Source organism: Blautia sp. AF19-1, assembly GCF_003479155.1.
Lineage (GTDB): Bacteria > Bacillota > Clostridia > Lachnospirales > Lachnospiraceae > Fusicatenibacter > Fusicatenibacter saccharivorans.
Window position 1 is genome coordinate 76,108 of sequence record NZ_QUGQ01000018.1, and the last position, 12,548, is coordinate 88,655.

The 12,548-nt window shown below is 45.8% G+C and carries 9 protein-coding genes; 7 read left to right on the top strand and 2 right to left on the bottom strand.

All coding sequences use genetic code 11. The annotated features are described in order from the left end of the window. The first annotated feature begins 51 nt into the window (after positions 1 to 51). From asnS to DWX26_RS12485, 7 genes are all read left to right on the top strand, one after another. Positions 52 to 1,443, top strand: coding sequence for an asparagine--tRNA ligase (gene asnS / locus DWX26_RS12450; protein WP_055265572.1), 1,392 nt, complete (start codon positions 52 to 54; stop codon positions 1,441 to 1,443). A gap of 129 nt (positions 1,444 to 1,572) precedes the next feature. After that, a complete protein-coding gene (locus tag DWX26_RS12455) occupies positions 1,573 to 2,637 on the top strand; it encodes a metallophosphoesterase family protein (protein WP_118601534.1) in 1,065 nt (354 codons plus the stop codon). Between the two features lie 26 nt (positions 2,638 to 2,663). Beyond that, positions 2,664 to 4,196: an ATP-binding protein gene (locus tag DWX26_RS12460; protein WP_055226662.1), complete on the top strand. Its 1,533-nt coding sequence runs from the start codon at positions 2,664 to 2,666 to the stop codon at positions 4,194 to 4,196. Positions 4,197 to 4,256: 60 nt separating this feature from the next. Then, the gene (locus tag DWX26_RS12465) at positions 4,257 to 5,087 is read left to right on the top strand and encodes a deoxyribonuclease IV (RefSeq protein WP_118601535.1); all 831 of its coding nucleotides are present in this window, start codon (positions 4,257 to 4,259) and stop codon (positions 5,085 to 5,087) included. A gap of 19 nt (positions 5,088 to 5,106) precedes the next feature. Next, a complete protein-coding gene (gene rlmD, locus DWX26_RS12470; protein ID WP_118601536.1) occupies positions 5,107 to 6,519 on the top strand; it encodes a 23S rRNA (uracil(1939)-C(5))-methyltransferase RlmD in 1,413 nt (470 codons plus the stop codon). A gap of 316 nt (positions 6,520 to 6,835) precedes the next feature. After that, positions 6,836 to 10,261 (top strand): AAA domain-containing protein, encoded by a 3,426-nt coding sequence (locus DWX26_RS12480; RefSeq protein WP_118601538.1) that lies wholly within the window; start codon positions 6,836 to 6,838, stop codon positions 10,259 to 10,261. A gap of 53 nt (positions 10,262 to 10,314) precedes the next feature. Next, a complete protein-coding gene (locus DWX26_RS12485; protein ID WP_117805421.1) occupies positions 10,315 to 11,334 on the top strand; it encodes a virulence RhuM family protein in 1,020 nt (339 codons plus the stop codon). A 297-nt stretch (positions 11,335 to 11,631) separates the two neighbouring features. On the opposite strand, the gene DWX26_RS17920 is transcribed toward DWX26_RS12485, so the two are convergent. Continuing rightward, positions 11,632 to 11,985, bottom strand: a complete 354-nt coding sequence (locus DWX26_RS17920) for a DUF4143 domain-containing protein (RefSeq protein ID WP_055265580.1) — start codon at positions 11,983 to 11,985, stop codon at positions 11,632 to 11,634. Beyond that, a complete protein-coding gene (locus DWX26_RS17925) occupies positions 11,982 to 12,188 on the bottom strand; it encodes a hypothetical protein (protein WP_416388056.1) in 207 nt (68 codons plus the stop codon). The genes DWX26_RS17920 and DWX26_RS17925 overlap by 4 nt, the downstream gene beginning before the upstream one ends. Between the last annotated feature and the right edge of the window lie 360 nt (positions 12,189 to 12,548).

Genomic DNA, 12,548 nt, shown 5'->3' on the forward strand with positions numbered 1-12,548 from the left:
AAAGTGCTAGAATAAAGAAAGCACTATGAATATTTAGGGAGAAAAAAGACAATGAAACTTACAACCATCCGAGAGATTTATAAAAACCGGGAAGCATACCTGGACAAAGAAGTAACCGTAGGCGGCTGGGTGCGCAGCGTACGTGATTCCAAAACCTTTGGTTTCATCGTTCTGCACGACGGAAGCTATTTCGAAACCCTGCAGATCGTATACCACGATGAGATGGAAAACTTCGCTGAGATTTCCAAAATGAACGTCGGCGCAGCCATCATCGTAAAAGGTACTCTCGTTGCTACCCCGCAGGCAAAACAGCCGTTTGAGATTCAGGCGACAGAAGTTACCGTAGAGGGCGTTTCCGCACCGGATTACCCGCTGCAGAAAAAACGCCACTCCATGGAATACCTTCGTACCATTTCCCATCTGCGTCCGAGAACCAACACCTTCCAGGCAGTATTCCGTGTTCGTTCCCTCTGCGCCTATGCGATCCATCAGTTCTTCCAGGAGAGAGACTTCGTTTATGTCAACACCCCGCTGATCACCGGAAGCGACTGCGAGGGAGCCGGCGAGATGTTCCAGGTAACCACCATGGATCTTGACAATATTCCGAAAACCGAGGACGGCGCTGTTGATTTCACACAGGACTTCTTCGGAAAAAAGACAAGCCTTACCGTAAGCGGACAGTTAAACGGCGAGACCTTTGCACAGGCATTCCGCAATATCTACACCTTCGGACCGACCTTCCGTGCAGAAAATTCCAACACCACCCGCCATGCAGCAGAGTTCTGGATGATCGAGCCGGAAATCGCATTCGCTGATCTGGAGGACGATATGGAGCTTGCTGAGGCAATGCTGAAATATGTCATCCGCTACGTTATGGAGCATGCACCGGAAGAAATGCAGTTCTTCAACAGTTTCGTGGACAAGGGACTGATCGAGCGTCTGAACCATGTCGTAAATTCTGAGTTCGGCCGTGTAACCTACACCGAGGCTATCGAGCTTCTGGAGAAAAACAACGACAAATTCGATTACAAAGTATACTGGGGATGCGATCTGCAGACCGAGCATGAGCGTTATCTGACCGAGCAGATCTTCAAGAGACCGGTTTTCGTTACCGATTATCCGAAGGAGATCAAAGCGTTCTACATGAAGCTGAACGATGACAACAAGACCGTTGCCGCTATGGACTGTCTGGTTCCTGGCATCGGAGAGATCATCGGCGGAAGTCAGCGTGAGGACGACTACGAGAAACTGCTTGGCCGTATGAAAGAGCTGGGACTTGCTGAGGAAGATTACGGATTCTATCTGGACCTCAGAAAATATGGTTCTACCCACCATGCAGGATTCGGACTGGGATTTGAAAGATGCGTCATGTATCTGACCGGAATGGGTAATATCCGCGACGTCATCCCGTTCCCGAGAACAGTAAACAACTGTGAGCTGTAATTACGAAAAGTGATATAGAAACTTAAAAAATACGGATGCCGGGTGCAGTGGAATCCAATGTGGATTTGGTGCGCCTGACGTCCGTATTGCAGTAATGGAGAAAATGAATCCAGAAAGGGGTATGCGCCTATGCGGTTTATTCATATTGCGGACGTGCATCTTGGCATGCAGCCGGATGCGGGATTTCCCTGGAGCGAGGAGCGCGGGGAATCCATCTGGGAGAGTTTTCGGCGGATCATCCGCCTCGTCGGACGGGAAAAGCCGGATTTTCTGCTGATCGCCGGGGATCTGTTTCAGCGCCAGCCGCTTCTGCGGGAACTGAAAGAGATCAACGATCTTTTTGCGTCCATCCCGGAGACGATCGTCGTGCTGATTGCCGGAAACCACGATTATGTGAAGCGGGAGAGCTTTTACCGCGGTTTCGACTGGGCAGACAACGTGGTAATGCTCCTGTCGCCGGAGCCGGAGTGTGTTGAAGTCCCGGAGAAGAAGACGGCGGTGTACGGATGCAGTTACGACAAAAAAGAGATTCTGGAAAACCGGCTGGACGGCGTGCGGCCGGAGGGAAAAATGAAATATCATCTGCTGCTCGCGCACGGCGGCGATGCCCGCCACATGCCGTGGAATCCGGGCCGCATGGCGCAGGCTGGGTTTGATTATATTGCGTGCGGGCACATTCATAAGCCGGGGATTCTTATTCCCGACAAAATGGCATACGCAGGCGCACTCGAACCGACGGATGAGACGCAGTTGGGGCCGCACGGCTACATCCGCGGAACGGTGGACGAGCACGGCACGCGGATTCAGTTTGTGCCGTTTGCCAGATATGAGTACGAAGATCTGGTGTTGAACGTGACGGAGGATCTGACACAGTATGCGCTGGAGACGAAGCTGAAACAGGAGCTGGCGCTGCGGGAGGATGGGAAGATCCGAAAAATCATCCGCCTGAAACTTGTGGGACACCGTGCCGCCGAGCTGGAATTTTCTCCGAAACGGCTGCTGGACTGCGGCAGAGTCATCTCCGTGGAGGATGAAACACGTCCGGCGTACGATCTGGAACAGCTGAAGAAAACGTATGGCGCTAGTCTGATCAGCGCCTATATTGAAGCATTTGAAACAAAGACGGATGCGCAGTCACAGAAGGCGCTCGACTATGGTCTCGAGGCGCTGCTGGCGGCACGCAGGAACGGCTGAAAAAAAGATTGCGGGAGGTATAGAAGATGAAAATAGAAAAACTGGAAATCCGCAATTTTGGAAAAATGCAGAACCGCACACTGGAATTTTCCGATGGGATTCAGCTCATCAGCGGGGAAAATGAGAGCGGAAAATCGACCGTCCATACCTTCATCCGCAGCATGCTGTTCGGCATGACACGCGGCCGGGGGCGGGCGGCAAAAAATGATGTCTACAGTCGTTATGAGCCATGGGAAAATCCGGCATACTATGCGGGAGAGATGGTGCTTGAAAGCGGCGGCAAACGGTTCCGTCTGACACGGAATTTCGGGCGGCAGAACGCCAATGCAAAGCTGGTGTGCCTGACGGACGGCGAGGTGCTCTCCGTGGAGGACGGCGATCTTTCCATGCTGCTCGGCGGTGTCAGTGAGATTGTGTATGATAATACGGCTTCGATCGGGCAGTTAAAAGGAAGAACCGAGGAAGGGCTTGCGGATGAGCTGCGGAACTATATGGCAAATTACCAGGGGAGCAGCGATGGAGAGCTCGATGTGGCGGCGGCGCTGGATCTGCTGAAGCAGAAGAGAAAGCGCCTGGAGCAGGAACAGAAAAAGACGCTGGCGGGACTGGAAAAACGGAAGGAAGAACTTGAGACGAAAATTTCCGTTTTTACGGAGGAGTGCCGTCAGAGCGAGGAGAATCTGCAGCAGGCGAAAGAGCAGATGAAGCGGGATATTTATCAGAAGGATGTGCCGATCGAACGGGTGCGGAAAATGAAAAAAGAATCTCGGAAGAGCCGCAAATGGGGTGCCGCGTGCGTGGCGCTGGCTGGATTTCTCTTGTTCTTATGCATTCTGCAGTTCTTCCATATTGATTCGCTGCTGACGAGAACGGGACTCGGGCTTGCGATTGCGGCGCTCTTGTATCTGGCGTACAGTCTGTTCCGTCACCGGAAAACGGAGGTCGAGCAGGTCGTGACGGAGCCGGAGGAGCAGGCGATCCGCCGCCAGCAGTGGAATGTGGACCGCCTGAAGCAGGAGCTGGGACAGAAACAGACGGTGCTGTCGAACTTGCAGAGTGAATACGAAGAGCTCTGCATTTCCATGACGGAAAAAGATCATCTGCAGGAAGAACTCGATGCGCTTTCCCTGGCGGGGGAGACGATCCAGAGTCTCTCCGTACAGATGCAGAGCCGGATCGGCGACCGCTTAAAACAGCAGATGTCAAAAACGCTGTCATCGCTGACGAATGGCCGCTATCTGCAGGTGAATATGGATGAGAATCTGCGGATCGGCCTTCACACCGCAGACGAATATGTGCCGCTTGAACAGGTCAGCCGCGGCACGATCGAGCAGGCGTACTTTGCGCTCCGCATGGCGGCGATGGATGTGCTCTGCGGCGAGGAGGAGCTGCCGGTGATTCTCGATGAATCGTTTGCGTTTTACGATGAAAACCGGCTGAAAGAAACTTTGAAGTGGCTGGCGGAAAACCGGACGCAGGTGCTGCTCTTTACGTGTCAGAAGCGGGAGGAGGAAGCACTCTCGGAGATGGGAATTCCGTACCGGAAAATTGTGCTTTAAGTAATGCGGCTCGCAGAGAATCGGTGAGTTGTGGTTTGGAAATAAAGGAGAATAGAAGTTATGCTGACAATAGGATGTCATTTATCATCGTCCAAAGGATATCTTGCCATGGGAAAAGAGGCGGTGTCCATCGGGGCGAATACCTTTCAGTTTTTTACAAGAAACCCGAGAGGAAGCAAGGCGAAAGCCATCGACGAGGCGGATGTCGCAGCGTTTCTTTCTTACAGTAAGGAGCATGGAATCGGGCGCATTTTGGCACATGCGCCGTACACGCTGAATCCGTGCTCGAAGGATGCGCACACGAGAGAGTTTGCATGGATGACGATGGCGGATGATCTGAAACGGATGGAGTATACGCCGGGAAACTGCTACAATTTCCACCCGGGCAGCCATACCGGACAGGGGGCGGAAGAGGGAATCCGTCTGATTTCGGAGATGCTGAATGAAATTTTAAAACCGGAGCAGACGACCACGGTGCTGCTCGAGACGATGGCAGGAAAAGGAACCGAAGTCGGCCGCTCGTTTGAGGAGCTGGCGGCGATTCTGGAGCGCGTGGAATTAAAAGACCACATGGGTGTCTGCCTAGATACGTGCCATGTGTACGATGCGGGATACGATATTGTGGATCACCTCGATGATGTGCTTGAGGGGTTCGACCGCGTGGTAGGACTTTCGAAGCTGAAAGCGGTTCATCTGAACGACAGCAAGAATCCGTTTGAGAGCCATAAGGACCGCCATGAGAAGATCGGCGAGGGATCGCTGGGACTTGCGGCATTTGAGCGGATTGTGACACATCCGGCGCTGGCGGGACTGCCGTTCTATCTGGAAACACCGAATGAGCTGGACGGATATGCAAAAGAGATCGCGCTGCTGCGCGGGTTTGCGAAATAGAGGAAGAAGGTAAGAGAAAGTGGAAAACACGAGAGAGAAGAATAAAAGATCTGACGGAAGAAAAAAGACGTATTTCGACAGGGAAAATAAAAAGAAAGCTGTTCGTATCGAGAAAACAAAGAGCGTGGCACCGGAAAAAGGAAAGCAGAAAAAGAGTTCATCATCGTCGAAATGTCCTTATCAGAAAAAATGCGGCGGATGCACATATCTGAACCTCTCCTACGAAGAGCAGCTCGCGAAAAAAGAGCAGTTCCTGAAGAAGACTCTGAAGGGCATCGTCCCGGTCAAAGGCATGGTTGGCATGGAAAATCCTTATCATTACCGGAATAAAGTCAATTCCGCCTTTGCACGCAAAAAAGACGGAACGATCATATCCGGCATTTATGAAAAGGGCACACACAAAGTGGTTCCGGTCGATGAGTGCCTGCTCGAGGATCAGCGTGCCGATGCCATCATCCGCGATATCCGCAGTCTGCTGAAGAGCTTCAAAATCATGATCTACAACGAGGACAGCGGCTACGGCCTCCTGCGCCACGTCATGGTGCGCACCGGCTTTGCTTCCGGCGAGATCATGGTCGTCCTCGTCTGCGTATCACCAGTCTTCCCGTCAAAAAACAACTTCGTAAAGGCCCTGCGCAAACTCCACCCGGAGATCACCACGATCGTACTGAACGTCAACGACCGCACCGACAGCATGGTACTCGGAAAACGCGACATTGTCCTCTTCGGACGCGGTTACATCGAGGATGAACTCTGCGGCTGCACCTTCCGCATCTCCCCGCAGTCCTTCTACCAGGTCAACCCGGTTCAGACGAAAAACCTGTACGAAAAAGCCATCTCCCTGGCCGGCCTCACCGGAAACGAACGCGTCATGGACGCCTACTGCGGAATCGGAACCATCGGCCTCATCGCATCCCGCGATGCCAGAGAAGTCATCAGCGTCGAACTGAACCCGGACGCCGTCCGCGATGCCGTAACAAACGCCAAACGAAACCAAATCAAAAACGTCTCCTTCTACCAGAACGACGCCGGCGCCTTCATGGTCTCCATGGCCGAAAAAGGCGAAAAAGCCGACGTCGTCTTCATGGACCCGCCAAGAGCCGGCAGTGATGAAGCCTTTCTGTCCTCTGTCGTAACCCTTTCACCGAAAAAAGTGGTCTACGTCTCCTGCAATCCGGAGACATTGGCGAGAGACCTGCGGTATCTGACGAAACACGGATATAAGGCAGAAGAGGCATGGGGGTATGATATGTTCGCGTGGTCGGAGCATGTGGAAAGTATCGTGTTGCTTTCCAAACTTAAATCAAATAAGTTGAAGCATATCAATGTGGAATTAGAGATGGATGAGCTTGATTTGATGGCGGCGGAGAGTAAAGCGATCTATGAGGAAGTCAAGGATTATGTTTCTGAAGCAAAGCGGATTGAAAGTTAGCAACTTGTATATCGCACAGGTGAAGCAGAAATGCGGCATTATTGAGAGGGCAAATTATGACCTGTCAAAATTGGAAAACTCTAGACAGCCGAAGTGTCCGCCAGGGAAAGAAGCGGCTATAAGGGAGGCACTGGAACATTTTCGGATGATATGACGATATCGTAGAAATAGAAGAATCCTTTTTCTTTGACTTGGTTCTTTAAGTCCCTTTGTTAGTTTTGGTTAGTGGGACATAATTTTACATTTGAAGAAACGTGAATACGTATCGGAAGATAGATAGAGAGTTCAAACAGATACGAAGGAGTTTTGTTCATAAATGATAGAAAAAAATAAGATTTTAGAATCATGGATAATGGTGGAACATTTATCGGAGGGAGACATCGGTTTGAATGATAAGGCTATTCTCACTCTGAATGATTTGCAGGAACAGGATTTCTATTCTCTGTTTCTGCATAAAATTGAGAAAAAGAAATGGAATCGACGGCAAAAAGGAGGAGTCGTTGTCTATTTTGATATTTTTAAATTTCAGGAAGTTGTGGACATACTTCATGCAGAGTATGGTTTGGAATCGACGGATGAGGATATTCGTTTCGGAGACAAGTTCAGTTTCGCGCTGTATTTCGATAAGAATCTTAATTTTCTGGAGGATATGACATTCTTTACAGAAAGTGCTTACATACGGAAATTCAAAAAAGTTCCCTATGAGAAAGAGTTTCGGGAATTTGAGAAAGATTTTAAAAATCAGCTTGCTCAGGATTTTGATGAGACAGCAGGGGATTCGGCGAAGTTTAATGCTGCGATGCAAAAGGAACTCCTGCAACATGAGGTTGATATAATAAATTGCCGGATGAAGATTCTGGGAAATATCGAGACTGAAGCGACGAATCTGCATTCTTTTTTCATCGATGATCTGGAAAAAGCAAAAAAAATCGAAACGGTTAATTTGAATGCTTATTTGTATGGAAATAAAAAGGAACGCATGAACCTTGACAGCAAAAAAGATTCAGTGAATTTTCATCCGCATCTGTTTGAACAAATTCTGCAGCCGAAGAATTATCCCCTGGGAAGGTTTCCAAGCAATACGACATATGCGCTTTCTCTGATGCAGCAAGTTGCGGTAAACTTATCCATCGGCTTTGACAACAATCAGATGAGAAGTGTCAACGGTCCGCCTGGAACCGGAAAAACGACGCTTTTGAAGGACATATTTGCGCAGTTAGTGGTACAGCAGGCGTATAGTATTGCGAAACTTTCGGACCATTTTATCAAAGGAACAGAGAAAACAATTTATTTTAATCATGCATCGATTGGAGAGATCCCGGAACATATTATCGAAAATAATATCGTGGTTGCAAGTTCGAATAATGGTGCGGTTCAAAACATTGTGAACGAACTTCCGTTGAGTAAGGAGATTGACAATTTTCTAATCGATGAACTGAAAGAAGCGGACTATTTTTGTGAGATATCGAATGCGAAGGTGTCGGTAGAGTGGTTGGAAGATGAGAACGGGAAGAAAAGAGAGGAACTGGTAAAAGAATCTGTTCCGGGAGAAGAAAAGTTTTGGGGAGTATTTTCACTTGAAGGTGGAAAAGCGAATAATATGAGCAATATCCTCACGAATATGAAGCATATCCACAAATATTTGGAAGAAGATTATCTGCCGAATCAAGGTATATATAAACAATTTCTGAGTCATTATGAGGAAGTAAAAGCGATTCGAACAAAAAGGCAGGAATTTGCAGATAGCGTTCGGATGTATCAGGAATATACTCAAAAGATGGAACAGGTTCGTGGCAGCTATCAAGAAAAATTAGAGAAGAAAGAGCATGAATTGTGCGTAGAACTTAAGAAGCTTGCAGAAAATAAACAGGAATGCGGGCAGCAGTTGGAACAGTTACATCTCAGTTTGAAAGAGGTACAAAACAGGGCAGAAGCTGTCCGAAAAAATATGGACAGTATGAACCAGTGCCTTCAAGTACACAAGGAGCAACGTCCTTGCTTCTTTGCGGGAAAGAAAAAGAAAGAGGAATATAGGAGCAGATTAAATGAGATTACGGATCAGTTAGTAAAATTAAATGATGAAGATATAGAATGCAGGGAACAGGAGAAAAAAATTAATGAAAATATTCATTTGCGGCAAACAAGGCTGAGTAAAAGTAATGAAAAACAGGAGAAGCTTAAGCAGGAGTTTAACAGTTGGAAGACGGTGGAAACAGGTAAAATTTCAAATTTGGAGAAAAGAGTCCGCGAATATGAAAATATAAAAAACGACAGTAAGACAGAACCGCTGAATATGAATCAGGAGTATGAAGATTTACAGATATCAAACCCGTGGTTTGACGAAGCGTATCGTGTCGCACAGTCAAAATTGTTTGTTATGGCATTACGTGTTCGAAAACAATTTCTTTATGAGAACAGAAAAAATGTAAAGGCGGCCATTATCGTCTGGGATCAGCAGGAGAAGTATTTGGATCGAAAGCATGTGATTGAGGCGGCATGGAACTGGATTAATATGACAATTCCGGTGATTAGTTCTACGTTTGCCAGTTTTTCGCGTATGTGCAAAAATCTTGGAGCTGAGACACTGGGGCATCTTTTTATCGATGAAGCAGGACAGGCGCTGCCACAGGCGGCTGTCGGTGCAATCTATCGCAGCAGGCATGTAATGGTGGTCGGTGATCCGTTGCAGATTAAACCGGTTCTTACGTTGGATTCTAATACCCTATATATGTTGGGGGAGCATTTTGGAGTGACAGAAAAATATTTATCTGCATCTGCATCCGCACAGATTTTAGCAGATGCGGCAAGTCAGTACGGGTTTTATCGAAAACAGGACAAGGCGGAGGATTCATGGGTTGGAATTCCGCTATGGGTGCATAGAAGATGTCGGTATCCGATGTTTACAATTTCGAACATGATTTCCTATGACGGATTTATGGTGCAGGGAATGGAAAAGTACGGAAAAGCAGACTGGTTTGATGTTGGTGGAATGGCGAACAATAAATATGTCGAGGAACAGGGAGAATTCCTTTTGCATAAGCTCAAGGAGATGATAGATAAAAATCCGAAAATCTTAGATAAAAAAGAAAAAGATGTGGTTTATGTAATTACACCGTTTTCCAATGTGGCATATCAGCTTTCTCAGAAATTACGGAAAATTCACTTTACCCGATATGATGAACAGGGAAAACCGACAAATGTCGGAACTGTCCATACGTTTCAGGGGAAAGAGGCTCCAATCGTATTTTTTGTACTCGGTGCCGACAGGCAGAGCAGCGGAGCGGCACGCTGGGCAGTAACCGAAGCGAACATAATGAATGTTGCGGCGACGAGGGCCAAAGAGGAGTTTTATATTATTAGTGATAGGAAATTGTATCTTGGGCTTGGGTGTGATGTTGCAACAGATACGGATCGGATTATCAGAGAATATAAAAATCAGTATCTTGTGGATGATCATGCACACAAGAATGGGTTGCGCATGCAGGTTGACGAGACACGGACACTCATTATTGATGCGGATTTTAGACGCATTACAGGAACGGTCAAATATGTTGGAAAGGGAACAGAAAGTTTTTATGCCTATGTAGTTGGTGCTGATGGAAAAGAATATTCCATTACCGAAAGTATTTATTCTAAGACAGAGAGTGCAATAGAAGTGATTCAAAAGGGTAAAAAAATATCTTTTATTCCAGGAGAAGGGAATAAGAAACTATTTGCTACAGAGGTGAAGATAGATGTTTAATTAAGAGAGAGGTTATCGGGAATTTAATGGAACGGTAAAGGGAGGGGTAAAAGATGGAGGATCAAAGAGACAATCCTAATATTATTGGGAGTGAAATCATCATATATCAAACGGAAGATGGATATACAAAAATTGACGTTAAATTTGAAGACGAGACCGTTTGGCTTACACAGGCACAATTATGTGAGTTGTATCAGACAAGTAAATCTAATATCAGCGAGCATATCAAGCATATTTTTGAAGAGGAAGAATTGGATGAAGAGTCAGTTGTTCGGAAATTCCGAACAACTGCAGCTGATGGAAAAAACTATAATACAATTCATTATAATCTTGATATGATTATTTCTCTTGGATATAGAGTGAAATCCAAGATTGCTACAAATTTCCGTCGGTGGGCTGCTGAACGATTAAAAGAGTACATGATAAAAGGCTTTACAATGGATGATGAACGGCTAAAAAATCTGGGTGGGGGTAATTATTGGAAAGAGTTATTAGACCGTATTCGGGATATTCGCTCATCTGAAAAAGTGATGTACCGACAGGTACTTGACCTTTATGCAACAAGTGTTGATTATGATCCCAAGAGTAGTGAATCCATTGCATTTTTTAAAATGGTACAAAATAAATTACACTATGCAGCACATGGACATACAGCAGCAGAAGTTATATACGAGCGTGCGGACGCCAGTCGGCCTTTTATGGGATTAAAAAGTTTTTCTGGTGATTTTCCTGTATTGAAAGATATCAGTATTGCCAAAAATTATCTCAATGATGAAGAGTTAAAGATCCTAAATAATATTGTATCGGGATATTTTGATTTTGCGGAGATTCAAGCTATGCGTCACAATCCCATGCATATGGAAGATTATGTGGAACACCTTGATAATGTTTTGAAAACTACAGGTGAAAAAGTGTTGCAAGGAGCCGGAACGATTAGTCATGCACAGGCAATTGAAAAAGCAACAGAAGAATATCGGAAATATCAGGTGCAGAACTTATCGCCGGTTGAAGAAGAATATTTGGAAAGCATTAAAAATATTCACAGTACAGTAAAGAAAAACAGTAAGAATTAATTTTCATAAAAGAGATTTTTAGAAGTTGGTAAAAATACGAGTTTGGACAATGATGAGTATGTCGAGACGGTCTGTTTGCTGTCAAGAAAATAAAATCAAGTACTGAAAAGTAGCGTATTTCCGAGCTTTTTGTAAGGTTGGTATCATCAGAGAAGCCTTGCGGAAAGCTCGGTTTTATTATATGGAAACATATCTACTTTTTGGTCTGATTGGAGAAAAAGTGGATGGCCGGAAAATTGCGGTAGGGTTTAGGCTGTGGATTAGATGTTAGCATTTCCGGATTTGGTTCATCGTGAATCAGTCGATACAGCGGATGTTTGATAGTTTTTTCCTTGCCACCGGTACCGGTGTATTGATATACATGGACTCTGTGACCTGAACATAAAGTTTGTCATCTACTTTTGTTGCGATAAAATCCACTTCGGAATTATCCACTTTACCAATAGAGACATCATAGTCTCTACGTAGCAGTTCAAAGTAAACAACATTTTCTATTGCATGTCCGCTATCACGATCCCTGAATCCAAGCAGATAGTTTCTAAGTCCGATATCAACGATGTAATACTTTCCAAGAGTACGTAAGAATTCCTTTCCTTTAATATCAAATCTCTTGATGTCATAGAAGAAGTATGCTTCCAGTAGCGCATTCACATAGGCCTGAACAGTGTGAGCGCTTGGAGTTCATAGTGTTCGCCGGTTTTATCAAATGCTTGCTTGCGTGTGCCACCTAACGCACTTTTGGTTTCTCTTATTTCAAAATCATGGAATGTTAAAAATTCAGAGAAGGACAATGGAAGCATCTTTATTTCTACGCATCTGCCTGATAAATAGGTAGCATATTCAGAGGAGAGCATATAAGCATTCGAACCAGTAACATAAATATCGCAATTGAAATCAACATGGAAAGAGTAAGCATAAACTCATGAAAAAAATTAAGTTTATGCACTGAAATGCAGAAACTATTAAAATTTGACAATTTTTGTATTTTACAAGAAGAGAATGCCTCTATCATTGTAGACAGAAGCACCGGTATTATTTCCACAGCGGATAGCACGGTCGAGCTCATGATGGGGAGATTATTTGATGAATTATGTGCTAATATTCTGCAATTCTACTGCTGGTCGATTGATTTATGTACACTCTCATTATAATATGTGTGCAGGAGGTGTGCGCCAGTTCGGTGCCGAATATATAGTTGGTGGGAATCCAGTCTG

What these genes read in the sequence shown, in the direction of transcription:
- asnS (WP_055265572.1), top strand. Translation starts at nt 52, where the DNA reads ATGAAACTTACAACCATCCGAGAGATTTATAAAAACCGGGAAGCATAC.
- DWX26_RS12455 (WP_118601534.1), top strand. Translation starts at nt 1,573, where the DNA reads ATGCGGTTTATTCATATTGCGGACGTGCATCTTGGCATGCAGCCGGAT.
- DWX26_RS12460 (WP_055226662.1), top strand. Translation starts at nt 2,664, where the DNA reads ATGAAAATAGAAAAACTGGAAATCCGCAATTTTGGAAAAATGCAGAAC.
- DWX26_RS12465 (WP_118601535.1), top strand. Translation starts at nt 4,257, where the DNA reads ATGCTGACAATAGGATGTCATTTATCATCGTCCAAAGGATATCTTGCC.
- DWX26_RS12480 (WP_118601538.1), top strand. Translation starts at nt 6,836, where the DNA reads ATGATAGAAAAAAATAAGATTTTAGAATCATGGATAATGGTGGAACAT.
- DWX26_RS12485 (WP_117805421.1), top strand. Translation starts at nt 10,315, where the DNA reads ATGGAGGATCAAAGAGACAATCCTAATATTATTGGGAGTGAAATCATC.
- DWX26_RS17925 (WP_416388056.1), bottom strand. Translation starts at nt 12,188, where the DNA reads ATGCTCTCCTCTGAATATGCTACCTATTTATCAGGCAGATGCGTAGAA.